Annotated in this window: 15 protein-coding genes and 1 pseudogene; 7 read left to right on the plus strand and 9 right to left on the minus strand. The window is 64.2% G+C overall.

Annotation, left to right across the window (positions count from 1 at the left end; genetic code table 11):
* Both BGO16_RS06420 and pnp read left to right on the plus strand, forming a co-directional pair.
* On the plus strand, positions 1-186 hold a 186-nt coding region (locus BGO16_RS06420; RefSeq protein WP_292617765.1), incomplete at its 5' end, for a hypothetical protein.
* 19 nt (positions 187-205) lie between these two features.
* Complete coding sequence (gene pnp / locus BGO16_RS06425) at positions 206-2,365, plus strand: polyribonucleotide nucleotidyltransferase (RefSeq protein ID WP_292617766.1); 2,160 nt, start codon at positions 206-208, stop codon at positions 2,363-2,365.
* A gap of 239 nt (positions 2,366-2,604) precedes the next feature.
* Here the strand turns inward: pnp and BGO16_RS06430 are convergent, their stop codons facing one another.
* The 5 genes and pseudogenes from BGO16_RS06430 to BGO16_RS06450 form a co-directional block, all read right to left on the minus strand.
* Positions 2,605-3,420 (minus strand): exodeoxyribonuclease III, encoded by an 816-nt coding sequence (locus tag BGO16_RS06430; RefSeq protein ID WP_292617775.1) that lies wholly within the window; start codon positions 3,418-3,420, stop codon positions 2,605-2,607.
* 102 nt (positions 3,421-3,522) lie between these two features.
* Complete coding sequence (locus BGO16_RS06435; protein ID WP_292617776.1) at positions 3,523-4,272, minus strand: outer membrane lipoprotein carrier protein LolA; 750 nt, start codon at positions 4,270-4,272, stop codon at positions 3,523-3,525.
* Between the two features lie 519 nt (positions 4,273-4,791).
* Entirely contained in the window at positions 4,792-7,245 is a 2,454-nt protein-coding gene (locus tag BGO16_RS06440; protein ID WP_292617767.1) for a DNA translocase FtsK, read from the minus strand.
* Positions 7,246-7,257: 12 nt separating this feature from the next.
* A complete protein-coding gene (locus BGO16_RS06445) occupies positions 7,258-8,553 on the minus strand; it encodes an aminotransferase class I/II-fold pyridoxal phosphate-dependent enzyme (protein WP_292617768.1) in 1,296 nt (431 codons plus the stop codon).
* 166 nt (positions 8,554-8,719) lie between these two features.
* Positions 8,720-9,958: pseudogene (locus tag BGO16_RS06450) on the minus strand (ubiquinone biosynthesis hydroxylase); the annotation flags it as partial.
* A 145-nt stretch (positions 9,959-10,103) separates the two neighbouring features.
* On the opposite strand from BGO16_RS06450, the gene tesB reads away from it, so the two are divergent.
* The 4 genes from tesB (at position 10,104) to BGO16_RS06470 (ending at position 13,420) form a co-directional block, all read left to right on the plus strand.
* Positions 10,104-10,964 carry an acyl-CoA thioesterase II gene (gene tesB / locus BGO16_RS06455; protein WP_292617769.1) on the plus strand — a complete coding sequence of 287 codons (861 nt, stop codon included), beginning with the start codon at positions 10,104-10,106 and terminating at the stop codon, positions 10,962-10,964.
* 133 nt (positions 10,965-11,097) lie between these two features.
* Complete coding sequence (locus BGO16_RS06460; protein ID WP_292617770.1) at positions 11,098-11,436, plus strand: P-II family nitrogen regulator; 339 nt, start codon at positions 11,098-11,100, stop codon at positions 11,434-11,436.
* A 264-nt stretch (positions 11,437-11,700) separates the two neighbouring features.
* Positions 11,701-12,039: a P-II family nitrogen regulator gene (locus BGO16_RS06465; RefSeq protein WP_292617771.1), complete on the plus strand. Its 339-nt coding sequence runs from the start codon at positions 11,701-11,703 to the stop codon at positions 12,037-12,039.
* A 193-nt stretch (positions 12,040-12,232) separates the two neighbouring features.
* Positions 12,233-13,420, plus strand: a complete 1,188-nt coding sequence (locus BGO16_RS06470) for an ammonium transporter (RefSeq protein ID WP_292617777.1) — start codon at positions 12,233-12,235, stop codon at positions 13,418-13,420.
* A gap of 42 nt (positions 13,421-13,462) precedes the next feature.
* On the opposite strand, the gene fabI is transcribed toward BGO16_RS06470, so the two are convergent.
* The 3 genes from fabI to fabA all read right to left on the minus strand — a co-directional run bounded on the left by fabI (position 13,463) and on the right by fabA (position 16,322).
* The gene (fabI, locus tag BGO16_RS06475; protein ID WP_292617772.1) at positions 13,463-14,296 is read right to left on the minus strand and encodes an enoyl-ACP reductase FabI; all 834 of its coding nucleotides are present in this window, start codon (positions 14,294-14,296) and stop codon (positions 13,463-13,465) included.
* A gap of 171 nt (positions 14,297-14,467) precedes the next feature.
* Positions 14,468-15,691: a beta-ketoacyl-ACP synthase I gene (fabB, locus tag BGO16_RS06480; RefSeq protein ID WP_292617773.1), complete on the minus strand. Its 1,224-nt coding sequence runs from the start codon at positions 15,689-15,691 to the stop codon at positions 14,468-14,470.
* Between the two features lie 106 nt (positions 15,692-15,797).
* Entirely contained in the window at positions 15,798-16,322 is a 525-nt protein-coding gene (fabA, locus tag BGO16_RS06485; protein ID WP_292617774.1) for a 3-hydroxyacyl-[acyl-carrier-protein] dehydratase FabA, read from the minus strand.
* Between the two features lie 523 nt (positions 16,323-16,845).
* Between fabA and irrA the strand changes: the two genes are divergently transcribed.
* Positions 16,846-17,319, plus strand: coding sequence for an iron response transcriptional regulator IrrA (irrA, locus tag BGO16_RS06490; RefSeq protein WP_292617778.1), 474 nt, complete (start codon positions 16,846-16,848; stop codon positions 17,317-17,319).
* Between the two features lie 177 nt (positions 17,320-17,496).
* On the opposite strand, the gene BGO16_RS06495 is transcribed toward irrA, so the two are convergent.
* Positions 17,497-17,979, minus strand: a complete 483-nt coding sequence (locus BGO16_RS06495; protein ID WP_292617779.1) for an SH3 domain-containing protein — start codon at positions 17,977-17,979, stop codon at positions 17,497-17,499.
* Positions 17,980-18,042 lie beyond the last annotated feature (63 nt).

Here is an 18,042-nt window from a genome sequence, read left to right on the forward strand (position 1 = left end):
TGTCCAGCAGCAATCCGGCGGCTGGGCGATGACGGGTCAAATGCCCGTACCATCGGAAGGATGGACGCCATTCAAAACCTGAAAACCATGGCAGGATCGCCGGATGCCGACGTCGCGACCATCGTTGCGGCCAGCGTCCCGCCATTTTGCGCATGGTTTTTGTGTTCAGCGTCCACACTTTCGTGAACCGATGAAAGACCAAACAATGTTCAACAAGCATTCAGTCGAGATCGACTGGGGCGGGCGTCCGCTCAAACTCGAAACCGGCAAGATCGCCCGTCAGGCCGACGGCACCGTGGTGGCCACCTACGGCGAGACCGTCGTACTCGCCACCGTCGTGGCCGCCAAGGCGCCGCGCGAAGGCGTCGATTTCCTGCCGCTCACCGTCGATTATCAGGAGAAGACCTACGCCGCCGGCCGCATTCCCGGCGGCTATTTCAAGCGTGAAGGCCGGCCGACCGAAAAGGAAACGCTGGTATCCCGCCTGATCGACCGCCCGATCCGTCCGCTGTTCGCCGATGGCTGGCGCAACGAAACTCAAGTCATCGTCACCGTGCTCTCGCACGACATGGAGAACGATCCGGACGTGCTGGCGATGGTCGCCGCCTCCGCCGCGCTAACGCTGTCCGGTGCCCCCTTCAAGGGTCCGATCGGCGCGGCGCGCGTCGGTTTCATCAACGACGAATACGTGCTCAATCCGGTCCTCGACGAAATGATCGAGACCAAGCTGGAGCTGGTGGTCGCCGGCACCGCCGACGCCGTGCTGATGGTCGAATCGGAGGCCAGGGAGCTTTCGGAAGAGATCATGCTCGGCGCCGTGATGTTCGGCCACCGTCATTTTCAGCCGGTCATCAACGCCATCATCGAACTCGCCGAGAAGGCCGCGAAGGAGCCGCGCGAAGTCGCGACCGCCGACGATAGCGCGATCGAGAAGGAAATGCTCGAGCTGATCGAAGGCGACCTGCGGCCGGCCTATGCGATCGCCGACAAGCAGCAGCGCCAGAACGCGGTTGCCGCCGCCAAGGCCAAGGTCATCGCGCATTACTTCCCCGAAGGGCAGGAGCCGAAATACGACAAGCTCCGCATCAGTGCCGTGTTCAAGCACCTCGAAGCCAAGATCGTGCGCTGGAACATTCTCGATACCGGCAAGCGCATCGACGGCCGCGACGTCAAGACCGTGCGCAACATCGTCGCCGAAGTCGGCGTGCTGCCGCGCGCCCACGGCTCGGCGCTGTTCACCCGTGGCGAGACCCAGGCGATGGTCGTGACCACGCTCGGCACCGGCGAGGACGAACAGTACATCGACGCGCTGTCGGGAACGTACAAGGAGACGTTCCTGCTGCACTACAATTTCCCGCCCTACTCGGTCGGCGAGACCGGACGACTCGGCGGCACCAAGCGTCGCGAGATCGGCCACGGCAAGCTGGCATGGCGCGCGATCCATCCGGTGCTGCCGCCGCATCACGAATTCCCCTACACCATCCGCGTCGTCTCCGAGATCACCGAGTCCAACGGCTCGTCGTCGATGGCATCGGTGTGCGGCGCCTCGCTGTCGCTGATGGACGCCGGCGTCCCCTTGAAGCGGCCGACCGCGGGAATCGCCATGGGTCTCATTCTCGAAGGCAGCCGCTATGCGGTGCTCTCGGACATTCTCGGCGACGAGGACCATCTCGGCGACATGGACTTCAAGGTCGCGGGCACCGAAAGCGGCATCACCTCGCTGCAGATGGACATCAAGATCGCCGGCATCACCGAGGAGATCATGAAGGTCGCGCTGGCGCAGGCCAAGGATGGCCGCGTCCACATTCTCGGCGAAATGGCGAAAGCGCTCACCAATGCGCGCGCCGAACTCGGCGAATACGCTCCGCGCATCGAGACCTTCAAGATCCCGACCGACAAGATCCGCGAAGTAATCGGCACCGGCGGCAAGGTGATCCGCGAGATCGTCGAGAAGACCGGAGCCAAGGTCAACATCGAGGACGACGGCACCGTGAAGGTTGCCTCCAACGACGGCGAGGCGATGAAGGCCGCGATCAAGTGGATCAAGTCGATCGCTTCTGACCCGGAAGTCGGCCAGATCTACGAGGGCACCGTGGTCAAGGTGATGGAGTTCGGCGCCTTCGTGAACTTCTTCGGCGCCAAGGACGGCCTCGTGCATATTTCGCAACTTGCTTCCGCCCGCGTGCAGAAGACCTCCGACGTCGTCAAGGAAGGCGACAAGGTCAAGGTCAAGCTGCTCGGCTTCGACGATCGCGGCAAGACGCGGCTGTCGATGAGAGCGGTCGATCAGGAGACCGGTGAGGATCTCGAGGCCAAGCAAAAGGCGGAAAAAGCGGATGCGCCGCGCGAAGCCGCGGTCGAGTAATTTTCACCACAGCATTTTCCGCTTCTGATGGAATCAGAAGCGGAAAGGCTTTTGATTGAAATTACGGCGCAGATCAGCGCACCGCGATCCTGACCCGACTTGCGCGCCGGGGGACGGCTATCCCCGGCAGCCACAAAAACGCTACGCAGCCCCACAACCCCCAACTCTCTCCAATCAAAGTTACCAACCTCGGATTAACCTGAGGTGGAGAGGGAGCGAGGCTGTCATCGCTGCACGCTCTACACCTCGACCACCGTCGTCACCGGTACATGATCGGACGGACGGTTCCAGCCGCGGGCGTCGCGGGTGATGCGGAAGTCGCGAACGCCGTCCCGCAGCGCCTGCGAGACCCAGATGTGATCGAGCCTGCGACCGCGATCGGCGGCAACCCAGTCGGCGGCGCGGTAGCTCCACCACGTATAGACTTTCTCCGACATCGGAATCCGCGCGCGAGCGACATCGACCCAGTTGCCGTGGCTTTGTACGCCGAGCAGCTTCTCGCATTCGACGGGCGTGTGCGAAACGATCTTCAGAAGCTGCTTGTGCGACCAGACATCGTTCTCGTGCGGCGCGACGTTGAGGTCGCCGACCAGGATATGCCGGTCGTTGCCCTGTGGATGCAGCGGCGCGCAGGCTTTCATCTCGTCGAGGAATTGCAGCTTGTGGGCGAACTTCGGATTGAGCGCGGGATCGGGAATGTCGCCGCCCGCCGGCACATAGAAATTGTGCAGCACCAGCGGCGAGGCGAGGCGCGCCTCACGGCCGAAGGTCACGGTGACATGACGCGAGTCGATCTTGTCGCAGAAGGTGCGGATATTGCTGGCGTCGAACGGCACTTTAGAGACCACCGCGACGCCGTGATAGCCCTTCTGCCCGTTGAGCGCGATGTGCTCGTAGCCAAGCCGGCGGAAGCGTTTCAGCGGAAAGGCGTCATCGGGACACTTGGTCTCCTGCAGGCAGAGCACGTCCGGCCGCTGCGCTTTCAGAAACTTCGCAACGAGGTCGATGCGCAGCCGAACCGAGTTGATATTCCAGGTGGTGAGGGTGATCTGCATGATGTCTGGTGAAGTCGCCGACAAGCCCGGTGTCGTCATACGCGGGCTTGGCCCGCGTATCCATCGATATTCGAAAGATTTCTGGATGCGCGCGGCGGCGCCTCAGTTGTTCGACGTCGGATATCGGGTGTAGTCGATCTTGAACAGAGCGGGATCGAGCTTCGCCGTGGAGTTCAGATTGTAGATCGCCACCGTGGTGTCGTATCCTTGCGGATCGGTCACGGTCCACTGCTTGAGCTTGCCGTCCTTGACGCCGACCATCAACATCAGGCGGGAGGTGCCGATCAGCGCCTGCTTCTCCTCGATGGTGATGCTGATGTAGAGATCGTCCGAAGTCACGCCGACGACGTTGGTGTCCTTCATCAGGTCGATGCGGTCGGACAGCAGATAGCGCAGCGGCGTCTGCGACAGCGGATAGATGTCCTGGGTCGCGAGTTTGGTGTCGCGAACCACAAGCGACGAGCCGTCGGAAATCATCGCGATCGGCGACGGCGGGTCATATTCGAACCGCACCTTGCCCGGCTTCTGGATGTAGAATTCGCCGGTCGAGCGGCTGCCGTCGGGGCCAACCTGCACGAAATTTCCAGCCAATGTCCGCAGCGACGACAGATAGGCGCTGACCCGCGCCGCAGCCGCCTTCTGATCCGCGTTGAAGGTCGCGAAGAAATTCGCCGGCACGTTGCGGCGTCGATCCGGAATGATCGGCTCGGGCGGCTGCGTGGTGCCGGTAACCTCCGGCTCGACGGTCTCGTGAAGTTTCGCCGTGGGCGTGCCGTCGCGGGCCTTCGGCCCCGGTCGCGGAACCGGAACGGCCTGCGCGAAGGCGTACGGAATGAAAAGACCGGCGATCAGCGCCGCAGCGAGCCAGACCGCGCCGAAGCGCGCGCGGCCGCGGATCGGGCGACGGGGCGCGGATGGACGGGGCGCGGATGAATGTATCACGTGTCTGCTCAATGTCTCGTCCTGTCCGCCCGAGATGTGCTTTCTAGCGCATGATCCGCCAAAGTGTGAGCGGTTTGGCGAAAAGATCATGCGCATTCTCAATATTTAGAGCGCGATCGGACGCAAAACCGGAATCCCCCTTTGCTGATCGCGCTCTAAGCTTTGCGCCGCTGCGGATATCCCTTTTCCGGGACGAGTTCCGGCAGACGTCGCCACCTTGTGGGGTTGCTCAGAAGGTCGCTTCATGTTCCGGCAAGTCCGTCAGGCGGACCTTCTGAATCGAAGAATCAATAAGATGCAATGTCTCCTTTTTTATTCCGAAGTTCGTATGGCGTTGCCGCAAGGACAGGCGAGCCGGAACCGGGCCACTAGCGTGATGCTGTGGCGATTTCGCGACTCCGAAGCGAGATCACCGATATCGGTCATGCGTCAGAACTGGCCTTCTTCTTCCTCGATCAGAATTTCGCGCTTTCCTGCGTGATTAGCCTGCCCCACGATGCCTTCGAGCTCCATGCGTTCCATCAGCGAGGCGGCGCGGTTGTAGCCGATCTGGAGACGGCGCTGGATGTAGCTGGTGGAAGCCTTGCGGTCGCGCTTCACGATCGCCACCGCCTGCGAGAACAGATCGCCGCCGCCGTCGCCGCCCATGCCGGTCGAATCGAACACCGCGCCGTCCTCGTCGGTCGGCTCTTCCGCTGTGACCGCCTCGAGATATTCGGGCGCGCCTTGCGTCTTGAGGTGACGAACCACCTTTTCGACTTCCTCGTCCGACACGAACGGCCCATGCACGCGCGAGATGCGGCCACCACCGGCCATGTAGAGCATGTCGCCCTGGCCGAGCAGTTGCTCCGCGCCCATTTCGCCGAGGATGGTGCGGCTGTCGATTTTTGACGTGACCTGGAAGGAGCTGCGGGTCGGGAAGTTGGCCTTGATGGTGCCGGTGATGACGTCGACCGAGGGACGCTGCGTCGCGAGGATGACGTGCAGCCCGGCGGCGCGCGCCATCTGCGCCAGCCGCTGCACCGCGCCCTCGATGTCCTTGCCGGCAACCATCATCAGGTCGGCCATCTCGTCCACGATGATGACGATGAAGGGAAGCGGCTCGAGGTCGAGTTTCTCGTCCTCGTAGATCGCCTTGCCGGTTTCCTTGTCGAAGCCGGTGTGCACCGTGCGCGTCAATTCCTCGCCCTTGGCCCTGGCTTCGACAAGGCGCTGGTTGTAGCCGTCGATGTTGCGCACGCCGAGCTTGGCCATCTTCTTGTAGCGCTCTTCCATCTCGCGCACGGCCCACTTCAGCGCGACCACGGCTTTCTTGGGGTCGGTTACGACCGGCGTCAGCAGATGCGGGATGCCGTCATAGACGGAGAGTTCGAGCATCTTCGGATCGACCATGATGAGCCGGCACTGGTCGGGCCGCAGCCGGTACAGCAGGCTGAGGATCATGGTGTTGATCGCCACCGACTTGCCCGAGCCCGTGGTGCCGGCAATCAGCATGTGCGGCGTGCGCGCGAGATCGATGATGACGGGATCGCCGCCGATGGTCTTGCCGAGGCAGAGCGGCAGCTTGGCGACGGAATCGACGGCTTCCCTGGCGGTGAGCAATTCGCGCAAATAAACCTTCTCGCGATGCGCGTTGGGCAGTTCGATGCCGATGGCGTTGCGGCCCGCGACCACCGCGACGCGCGCCGACAACGCGCTCATGGAACGCGCGATATCGTCGGCGAGGCCGATGACGCGCGCCGACTTGATGCCGGGCGCAGGCTCCAGTTCGTACAGCGTCACCACCGGTCCGGGATTGGCTTTCATGATTTCGCCGCGCACGCCGAAATCCTGCAATACGCCTTCCAGCGCCCGCGAATTGGTTTCCAGTTCGGACTTGCTGAGCGGCTGGCGATCGGCGGCGCGCGGCGCGGTCAAGACATTGACCGACGGCAGGTCGAACTTGGCGGATTTCCTGGCGGGCGCGCGAGGAGCAGCTTTCCGTCGCGGCGCACGGACGGGAACGTCCTCCTCCTCGTCTTCGTCCTCTTCTTCCTCATCCTCGTCGTGCGTCGGCGCCAGCGACGGAGCGGAGCCGCCACCGAGTGTCGGCTCCTGACGCTCATACGCCAGCGCCGCCGACTTCTGCGGCGCGCTCGACACCAGCGACTTGTAGGCCAGCGCGACGAGCGCCCCGAGCCTGAGGCGCTTCAGGCGCGCCTTCGCGCTCATCAGCGCATGCACCAGCCAGCCCAGCGAGACCGAGGCGTGATCGCTGCCATCATCGAACGGCGCGTCGTCGTCGATCGCGGGCGTCTCCTCGGCCACCTGCGATCTGATTCCGCTGGCCCACAGAAATGTCGCGACCATAATGGATAAGAAAATCGCGCCGAACACCACGTGTTGCGGCACGCTCGCCGGACCGAACAGGATAGCGGGCGCCCGCACCAGCGCATCGCCGACCACGCCGCCGAGTCCGGTCGGCAGCGGCCACGCGCCGTTATGCGGCCAGCAACTGGCGAAACCGGCGGCAGCACTGGTGCAGAGAATCCAGCAGGCCAGCCGCGTCGCCACGCGATCGAACGGGCGATGGGTCAGCATGCGCCAGCCCCAGACCGCCACCGGCAGGATCAGCATGATCGCGCCGAGGCCAAGGATCTGCATCAGCAGATCGGCCCCGATCGCGCCGGGATAGCCGAGGACATTGTGGATCGCGCGCGAGGTGGCGTGGCTGAGGCTCGGATCCTGCACCGACCACGTCATCAGCGCGGCAGCAGTAGAGCCCGACAACCCGATCAGGCCGAGCCCGGTCAGTTCGCGCAGGCGTCGCGCGAGCGCGTCGCGGATCGACGGCGGTAGATGATCGACGATGGGAAGGAGGCGTTCGATCGCTGCCATGCTCATGGGCCCCCGCGACTATCCGAGAGTTTTCACCAGCCGATGCAACGCCTCGGCCGTCGTTTCAGTATCCGCCACCAGCGCCAGGCGGATGTAGCCCGCGCCTGGATTCAAGCCGTCGGCTTGCGGGCGCGACAGATAGCTGCCGGGAATCACGCGCACGCCGGCCTCCCTGTAGAGCTTCACCGTTGCGGCCTCGTCGCCGCCGCAAGCGGAGACATCCAGCCAGATGCAGAAGCCGCCGGCGGGCCTGACGTAGCCGTAGCGATGGCCGATGATCTCATCGGCGAGATCGAACTTGAGCCGGTAGAGCCGGCGGTTCTCCTCGACATGCGTCTCGTCCCCGTAAGCCGCCACGGCGACGTGCTGCAGCGGCACCGGCACCTGGGGAGCCGCGACGTTGCGCAGTTCGTGAAACGCGGCAAGGAAGTTGCGGTCGCCGGCGACGAAGCCGACGCGCAGGCCCGGCAGGTTCGAGCGTTTCGACAGCGACTGGAACGCGACGACGTTGGCGAAATCATCGCTTGCGCATTCCAGCGCGCTGCCGGGCGCAGCGTGCGTGTAGATTTCCGAATAGCATTCGTCTGACAACACGAGGAAGCCGTGACGGCGCGCCAGCACGATCAGTCGCGAAAAGTAATCGCGCGAGGCGACCGCGCCTTGCGGGTTGGCGGGCGAGGCGAGATAGATCGCGACGGTTCGCGCCAGCGTGGCCTCGTCGAGGGAATCAAGGTCGGGCAAAAATCCGCCTGCGCGCGTCGCCGGCAGCAGGACCGTCTCGCAATTGGCGGCGCGGGCGCCGGCGCCATAGGCCGGGTAGAACGGGTTCGGTATCAGGATCGCCGGCGTGCCCTTGCGGGGCGTCACGTAACGGGCGGCGGCGATCGCAGCGTAAAACAGCCCCTCGCGGCTGCCGTTCAGCACCAGAATCTCGGTCTCGGAATCGATCGCGCGGGGCAGGGCGAACCGCCTCGACAGCCAGTTGGCAGCAGTGCGGCGCAACGGCTCGATTCCCCGCGCCATCGGATATCGCCTGAACTCGTTGATATGCCGTGACAATATCTCACCGACGAAAGCGGGCGGCGGGTGCTGCGGTTCGCCTATCGATAGGTTGATGAGGGGTTGTCCCGGCTGCCAGGGCGCAAGCAATTCCGCTGTCCGGGCAAACGGCGACCGCTCGCCGGGCGCGGTGGACCCGGCCGGACTCGTGGCGAACCCGCCGGCGGGGCCGGCGGCGAGCCCAGTCGGGCCGGCGGCGGAGGCGGCCGGGCTGGCGGCGCCTTGCGCCGCGCGCGATGAAGCGGTGGTTGCCATCGGTTAAGCGTCAACACTTTCAAGACGTTCGGCCACACGCGGGGGCCGGAACGAAAGCCAGTTGAGTACCATAGGTGCGGCGAGGTTAAGACGCGATTAACCATCGGCGCGAGGGCATGTTTTCCCACTTGGAGTGCGGGTGAATGGGGGACTGGCGGTCGCCCCCCTACAACGCCTCGCCCTTCAACAGTCGCGGCACTTCGCCGGTCAGTCCGGCGGCCTGGCGGATGAATGCGTTCTTCAAAGGCGGCATGCGGTCGACCAGCCCGAGCCCGAGGTCGCGCACGCCGCGCAGCAGCGTCGATTCGTTCGAGAACAGAACGTTGAGCGTGTTGGTGGCAAGGCCCATCGCCATGGTGTCGAAGCGCCGCCAGCGCTGATAGCGCTCGAGCACGTCGGCCTGCCCCGGATCGATGCCGAGCCTGACCGCGTCGACCACGCTTTCCGCCAGCGCGGCGACGTCCTTCAGTCCGAGGTTCAGGCCCTGTCCCGCGATCGGGTGGATCACATGCGCGGCGTCGCCGACCAGCGCCAGCCGCTCGGCGATGAACGAGCGCGCGACGAAATACTGAAGCGGAAAGGCGCGCGGCTTGTCGAGCGCCTTGATCTCGCCGAGCTGCAGGCCGAAGCGCTGCTCCAGCTCGGCGTGAAATTCGTCTTCGGCAAGCGCGACGATGCGCGCGGCGTCGGCTCGTTTCTCGGTCCACACCAGCGACGAGCGCCGGCCCGTCAGCGGCAGGATCGCGAACGGACCCGCAGGAAGAAAATGTTCTTCGGCGCGGCCGTGATGATCGCGCTCATGGCCCACGGTGACGACGATGCCGGACTGATCATAGTCCCAGCCGTGGGTGGCGATGCCGGCGCGCTCGCGCAGTTTTGAACGCGCGCCGTCGGCCGCGACCAGCAGGCTCGCGTCGATGGTCGAGCCGTCGGCGAGCGAGACCGCGACGCCGCCGGGCCGCGTCTCGTTTGCCGTCACCGCCGTGGCACGCAGGTCGACGCCCGCGGCTTCCGCGCGCGATGCCAGCGCTTCGATCAGATAACGGTTCTCGACCATGTGCGCGAACGGCTCGCCGGGTTCGACATTGCCGGCAAAGGTCAGGAACACCGGGCGGGTGGCGTCCTCGAGCTTCGAATCCGTCACCACCATGTCGAGGATCGGCTGCGCGGTGCCGGCGACCTCGTCCCAAACCCCGAGCGCCTCGAACAGGCGGCGGCAGGCGGCGACGATGGCGGTGGCGCGCGGATCGCGGCTCGGCCGGTTCGCCAGCATGGGGTCGGCAACGACGATCGGGACCTCAGCTCCCAACCCCTGGCGCAGCGCCAGCGCCAGCGCCAGCCCCGCGAACGCGCCCCCGCAGATGACAATGCTCTGTTGTGTCGTCATGGTACGCCTGACCTTCTTGCGCTGGCACTATAGCCGGGCGAAACACGTTCACCAAACGCGGAGCGCGAACGGCCGTTCCGGCCCGGACACCTGCACGCGGACCCGCAATCCCGGTTCGAGCTTCGCCTCGTCCGCGACGACGGTCCCAATGGAAGGCATTCCGATGTCCAAAAGCCTGGTCGACCTGATCTCAATCCTCGATCTTGAGCCGATCGAGGAAAACCTGTTCCGCGGCACCAGCCCGAAGACGAGCTGGCAGCGGGTGTTCGGCGGGCAGGTGATCGGACAGGCGATGGTCGCGGCCTGCCGCACCGTCGAAGGCCGCCTGCCGCATTCGCTGCATTGCTACTTCATCCTGCCTGGCGATCCCGCCGTGCCGATCATCTACGAGGTGGAGCGGCTGCGCGACGGCAAGAGCTATTCGACGCGGCGCGTCACGGCGATCCAGCACGGCCGCGCCATCTTCTCGATCATGGTGTCGTTCCATGTGGACGAGGAGGGCGCGTTCGACCATCAGGACCCCATGCCCGACGTGCCGCCGCCGGAGGATCTCTCGCCGGAGGAGTTCGCCAGGCAGCCGATGTTCAAGGAGATGCCGGAGTTCATCCGCCGCTATTACGAATCCGACCGCCCGATCGAACTGCGCCCGGTCGAACTCAACCGCTACTTCGGGGAGACGATCGCCGACGGCCGCGTCCATATCTGGATTCGCGCTGCAGCGGAACTTCCCGACAATCCGGCGCTGCATATGTGCGCGCTCGCCTATGCGTCGGACTTCGCGCTATTGGATGCGGTGATGGCGCGCTACGGCCGCACCTTGTTCGACAAGCGGATAATGGCGGCCTCGCTCGATCACGCGATGTGGTTTCACCGCCCGTTCCGCGCCGACGAATGGCTGCTCTACGCGCAGGATTCGCCGAGCGCACAAAGTGGACGCGGCCTCGCCCGCGGGTTGATCTTCAAGCGCGACGGCACGCTTGTCGCGTCCGTCGCGCAGGAAGGCTCGGTGCGCGAGCGGCGCTGAGGCTTCGTGCCCCGGCCCTTCACCTCGTACGCATGTTTTTCGTCCGCCCTGCAAGTTTTTTGTGCGGTTTGCACGGAAAGGTGTCAGACTTGGCCGTGCCAATTTGAACGGTCCACCGAGCGGATGAGCGCTTATGAAACTCGTCGTCGCCATCATCAAACCCTTCAAACTTGAGGAGGTCCGCCAGGCGCTGACCGAACTCGGCGTGCACGGCATGACCGTGGCCGAGGTCAAGGGCTACGGCCGCCAGAAGGGACATACCGAGATTTATCGCGGTGCGGAGTATGTGGTGAATTTTCTTCCCAAGCTGCGGATCGAGGTCGCGGTGCCGTCGGAGCTAGCGGACAAAACCGTTGAGGCCATCACCACGGCCTCGCGCACCGGGCAGATCGGCGACGGCAAGATTTTTGTGATTCCTGTCGATCACGCTTTGCGCATCCGCACCGGCGAGACCGACGAGGACGCGCTCTGAGGATGTGACTTCGTTCCCCGAACGTCGCGTGCTGGGCCGGCAGCATTCTGTCGGCAGCCGCTGCTGCTCCTGCTTTGAGCATAACAGGCTAGTTTTTAGGCGCGACCTCACCTCGCGACATCCGCCGCGCCGGGCGCAGAGCGAAAACTCCCGGATTCGCAGCATCCTACCGAGTTGGCACGACATTTGATTTCCATGAGTCCGGCTGTGCCCGCGCCGCGACCCTGTCCCGGCGCGGCCGAGCCCCAAGCGGGAACCGGACACATGAAAATCGTTATGGCGATCATCAAGCCCTTCAAGCTCGAAGAGGTCCGCGATGCCCTGACCGCGATCGGCGTGCGCGGTCTGACCGTGACGGAGGTCAGGGGATACGGCCGCCAGAAGGGCCATACCGAAATCTATCGCGGCGCGGAATATGCGGTGAGCTTCCTGCCGAAGGTCAAGATCGAGGTCGCGGTCAATTCCGCCCAGCTCGATGCGGTCATCGAAGCCATCGCCTCGACCGCGCGGACCGGCAGGATCGGCGACGGCAAGATTTTCGTCCTCGACCTCGAGCACGCGCTTCGCATCCGCACCGGGGATCTTGATGCCGAAGCGATCTGATCCGGCGCTCACCTTTTCTCAATCAGGAGTAAACCACATGAGGTTCGAACGCCCGGCCCGCGCGGGACTGGCCATCGCAGCGATTTCGGGCGCAGCCTTTCTCGCGGCCTTCGCCGACGCCGCGCTGGCCCAGACCGCCGCTCCGGCTGCTGCAACGCCTCCGCCCAAAATCGATTCGGGCGACACCGCGTGGATGCTGACCTCCACCGCGCTGGTGCTGATGATGACGATCCCCGGCCTCGCTTTGTTCTATGGCGGCATGGTGCGCAAGAAGAACGTGCTCGCCACGGTAATGCAGAGTTTCGCTATCACCTGTCTCGTCACCGTGCTGTGGATGGTGATCGGCTACAGCTTTGCCTTCACCGAAGGCACGAATTTTATCGGCGGCTTCTCGCGCATGCTGCTGATCGGCATGAGCACCGACTCCGTCGCCAGCGCCGCGCCGACGATTCCGGAATCGGTGTTCATGTGCTTCCAGATGACGTTCGCGATCATCACTCCCGCGCTGATCTGCGGCGCGATCGCCGATCGCATGAAGTTCTCGGCGATGATGTGGTTCATGGGCCTGTGGTCGCTGTTGGTCTATGCGCCGATCGCGCACTGGGTCTGGGGCGGCGGTTTCCTCGGCGGTCTCGGCGTGCTCGATTTCGCAGGCGGCACCGTGGTGCATATCAACGCCGGCGTGGCGGGCCTCGTCTGCGCGCTGGTGCTCGGCAAGCGCAAGGGCTACGGCAGCGAGAACATGGCGCCGCACAACCTGGTGCTGACCGTGATCGGCGCGTCGCTGCTATGGGTCGGCTGGTTCGGCTTCAACGCCGGGTCGGCGGTCACCGCGGGCGGACAGGCCGGCATGGCGATGGCGGCGACCCAGATCGCGACCGCCGCCGCGGCGCTGGCCTGGATGGCCGTGGAATGGGGCCTGCGCGGCAAGCCGAGCGTGCTCGGCATCTGCTCCGGCGCGGTCGGCGGTTTGGTCGCCATCACCCCGGCCTCGGGCTTCGTCGATCCGACCGGCGCGCTGGTGATCGGCGCTGTCGCCGGCGTCGGCTGCTACTGGGGCGCGACGGGTCTCAAGCACATGATGGGCTACGACGACAGCCTCGACGCGTTCGGCGTCCACGGCGTCGGCGGCATCATCGGCGCGCTGCTCACCGGCGTGTTCGCCCGCACCGCCATCAACAAGGCCGGCGCGGGGCTGATCGACGGCAACGCCCATCAGGTGATGGTCCAGATCTACGGCATCCTCGCCACTGTCGCTTACGACGTTATCGCAACGCTGATCATCCTGCTCGCCGTCAAGGCGGCGATCGGCCTGCGCGTCACTGGCGACAGCGAGCGCGAAGGCCTTGACCTCACCCAGCACGGCGAGGTCGTGCAGTGAGACGAAAGCCTGCGGCGAAGCGTTTCCGAGCGATCCGCTGTTTTACTTCGCCGCGTCGTTCGATGTTCCGTTGCCCATGCCTTCGCTGCGCAGTGCGTCCGGCTGCGGCATCGCGATGATGTTGTAGCCGGAATCGACAAAATGAATCTCGCCGGTGACCCCGCCGGACAAATCCGACAATAAATAGAGCCCGGCGCCGCCGAGTTCCTCGAGACTGACGCCGCGCCGCCGCGGCGAATGCTTCTGCTGGAACGCGAACATGAAGCGCGCATCACCGATGCCCGCGCCGGCGAGCGTGCGGATCGGGCCGGCGGAAATGGCATTCACGCGGATGTTCTGCCCGCCGAAATCGACTGCCAGATAGCGCACCGATGCTTCGAGCCCCGCCTTGGCCACGCCCATCACGTTGTAGTTCGGCATCGCGCGGTCGCCGCCGTTGTAAGTCAGCGTGAGCATGCTGCCGCCGTCCGGCATCAGCGCGGCAGCGCGTTTGGCGGCCTCGGTGAAGGCGAAACAGGAGATCAGCATGGTTCGCGTGAAATTCTCGCGCGTGGTGTCGGCGTAGCGGCCGTTCAGTTCGCTCTTGTCGGAGAACGCGATGGCGTGGACCAGGAAATCCATCTTGCCCCAGGCCTTGCCAATATCGGCGAATACCTTGTCGACCGAGGCGATGTCCTCGACATCGCACGGCAGCACCAGGCTCGCGCCGACCGATTCGGCCAGCGGCCTGACCCGCTTGGCCAGCGCCTCGCCCTGGTAGGTGAAGGCCAGATCCGCGCCGTGCGCGGCCAGCGTCTTGGCGATGCCCCAGGCGATCGAGTGGTCGTTGGCGACCCCCATGATCAGGCCGCGCTTGCCTTGCATCAGGTGTGTCATGCGAGACTCCGTCCTGCCCGCCCCAAGCCGGGCATCCACGCCGTTGCGACGTGGATATGTTGGAAGATTTGGATGGCCGACCATCCGCGCGAGACATGCTTTGCGCTTCAGCCCGGTCTTTACGAAATCGATACTGCGACCGCCGCTCTTGCGAGAAGCCGCACAAACAGATCAAGCATCCAGTCGTTTGAACACCAGCGTGGCGTTGGTGCCGCCGAATCCGAATGAATTCGACATCACCGCCCCAATTTTGGCGTTGTCGATACGCTTACGCACGATCGGCATGTCCGCGAACACCGGATCGAGTTCCGTGATATTGGCGCTTTCGCAGATAAAGCCGTTATTCATCATCAGCAGCGAATAGATCGCTTCCTGCACGCCGGTCGCGCCGAGCGAGTGGCCCGTCAGTGACTTGGTGGCGGAAATCGGCGGACAGGTCTCGCCGGTGCCGAACACCTTGCGAATCGCCTCGATTTCCGGCGGATCGCCGGCCGGCGTCGAGGTCGCGTGCGGGTTGATGTAATCGACCTTGGTCTTGACCGTCGACATCGCCATCCTCATGCAGCGCTCGGCGCCCTCGCCCGACGGCGCGACCATGTCGTAGCCGTCCGACGTCGCGCCGTAGCCGACGACCTCGCCATAGATGCGCGCGCCGCGGGCCTTGGCGTGTTCGAGTTCCTCCAGCACCACCACGCCGGCCCCACCGGCGATCACGAAGCCGTCGCGGCTGACGTCATAGGCCCGCGAGGCCGTCGCCGGCGTGTCGTTGTATTTCGAGGACATCGCGCCCATGGCGTCGAACAGCACCGACAGCGACCAGTCAAGCTCCTCGCAGCCGCCGGCGAAAACGATGTCCTGCTTGCCGATCTGAATGGTCTCGTAGGCATTGCCGATGCAGTGATTGGAGGTCGCGCAGGCCGACGAAATCGAATAGTTGACGCCCTTGATCTTGAACCATGTTGCGAGTGTCGCCGATGCGGTGGACGACATCGCCTTGGGCACCGCGAACGGACCGACGCGTTTCGGTCCCTTGCTGCGGGTGATGTCGGCCGCTTCCACGATCGTGCGCGCGGACGGGCCGCCGGAGCCCATGATGATCCCGGTGCGCTCGTTGGAGATGTCACCGGGCTCCAGCCCCGAGTCGCGGATCGCCTGCTCCATCGCGACGTGATTCCAGGCTGCCCCCTCCGCCAGGAAGCGCATCGCGCGGCGATCGACCACGTCCGCCGGGTTGAGCGTCGGCGCGCCCTGCACCTGCGAGCGGAAACCGAGTTCGGCATACTTCTCCGCGCGCGTGATGCCGGACTTGGCCTCGTACAGGCTCGACAGCACTTCCTGAGTGTTGTTTCCGATGGACGAGACAATGCCCATCCCCGTGACGACAACCCGCCTCATGATCTCCTCGCCCTCTGGTTACGCTGTCTCATGAAGGCATCCCCGTCAAAAAACCGAAGCCCACGCCGATCGGCCGGAGCCGTCCCTCATTCATCATCGTGGGCTCTCATGCAGCCGGCGCGGCGTCCTGCTTGAACAGGCCGACCTTCAGGTCGTTCGCGCGATAGATAATATCGTCGTCGGCGGAAAGCCATCCGTCCGCGATCCCGAGCACCAGTTTCGAGCGCATCACGCGCTTGATGTCGACATTGTATACGACCTTGCGGACATGAGGCAGCACTTGGCCGGTGAACTTCAGATCACCAAGACCGAGCGCGCGGCCACGGCCTTCGCCGCCGGTCCAGCCGAGATAAAATCCGACCATCTGCCACAGCGCATCGAGGCCGAGGCAGCCCGGCATGACCGGATCGCCCTTGAAGTGGCAGCCGAAGAACCAGAGATCGGGTTTCACGTCGAGTTCGGCGCGGATCAGCCCCTTGCCGAACTCCCCGCCATGGTCGTTGATCTCGGTGATCCGGTCGAACATCAGCATCGGCGGCAACGGCAACTGGGCATTTCCAGGTCCGAACAGTTCGCCCCGGCCGCAAGCCAGCAAACCCTCATAATCGTAGCTGCTGCGCCGGTCCTGCATGCTGTCTGGCCTTTCTCATCGAGGAATGACGCTTCGCGAGGCGCGCGAAACGTGTGGCTTGCGCCTGAGACATACGCCGGTTCCTGGATCGGCGCCGCGGGCTCTCTATCACAGGGTCAGGAGGGGGGCAAAGCGAGGACGCGTTGGATTCGCACGCTTTGATTCGCAAAAGGCCCCCGTCCGCGCACAGGTTTCGATTCAGGCGTCGGAAATCGGCGCGCCGACGCCTTGCGATCCGCGCCCGGCCCAAATCAGGAGCCCGCATGACGGCCTCGCAAGCAAAGACCGGCCAATGCCAGATCCTCGGCACAAAAGGAAGCAACTGATAAATTTACAGATTCCGGAATCATCACGCCCGGTGGCCGCTGCCGCTTGCGGGCGCCGCTGTCAGTTTTGAGTCGTTCTAGTTGCGAAAAACTTGCATCTACGTCCCTTCTTTTCTATAGTGCTGAGTGGAACCACTTCAGTATGTGGTGGTGGGCATTTTCAGGTGCATGGCGTGAGTATGAACGAGAACATCGTGATGGTGACCGAGGAAGACCGCGATGTTGCGGCGATCGGTCACGGACGGCAGCCGACGCTGACGGGCTGCCCGTGGCACGACGTCAATGAAATGCTGCAATCAGTTGGGCTGCGCCCGACCCGGCAGCGTATGGCGCTGGGCTGGCTGCTGTTCGGCAAGGGCGCGCGCCATCTCACGGCGGAAATGCTTTACGAAGAAGCGACCATCGCCAAGGTTCCGGTCTCGCTCGCCACGGTTTACAATACGCTCAACCAGTTGACCGACGCCGGGCTGCTGCGGCAGGTCAGCGTCGACGGCACCAAGACGTATTTCGATACCAACGTCACCTCGCACCACCACTTCTATCTCGAAAACAATCACGAGCTGGTCGACATCCCGGATCCGCATCTGGTGTTGCAAAAAATGCCGACCGTGCCGGAGGGTTACGAAATCAGCCGTATCGACATGGTGGTGCGGCTGCGCAAGAAGCGCTGATCTTCTTCAAGGACCGACATCCCACATTCAAGCCGTCACCACCCGCGAAGACGGGTGGCCCAGTGTTTCCAGGACATTGGACGAAAGCGGAAAACGCGACGTGCCGGATACTCCGCTTTCGCGAATGCATGACGTTCTGGTCGCGGAGAGCGAGTGCCTTATGCTCAGGGCGGACGTCTAATTGATCTTCTCGTCGGCGTAGACGCCCCAGAGGCGCTGCTGCTGGATCCAGCCGTCAAAGCCGTCCCCCGCGATATGGCACCACCCCGTTGCGCAGTGCTTGACCTGCGCCACGACGCCGGCCTGCAGGCGGGCCGCTACCGCGCTCTGGATATCGGCGCTGTCATATAGCGGCGCTAAATCATCCTTGGCCTTCATCGTGACGACCGCGGTGCGGCGGCCGGACAACAGCGAGTGATAGACCCACCCCTCGGCGCCTTCCGAATCGCGGATGCGGCGCCAGTTCTCGAATTCGGCCGTGATTTCGACGGGGAGCCCGGCCTTGGTATAGATCCAGGCAACGTCGTTGTCCTTGGTCGGTCCGGCGCGGACGTTCACATGATCTGATTTCAGGCTGACATAACGCGGAATCGGAAGCCCGCTCGTGGACAGCGCGGAGTCCTTGGCGTTGGCGGCTTCGATGCCGACCGCACCGAGCATCGCGGCGGCGCACGCCATGGACATGAAAAGCTGTTTCACCATCATCACTCGCCCCCCCCCCCC

Origin of the sequence: Nitrobacter sp. 62-23 (assembly GCF_001897285.1) — a bacterium.
Classification (GTDB): domain Bacteria; phylum Pseudomonadota; class Alphaproteobacteria; order Rhizobiales; family Xanthobacteraceae; genus Nitrobacter.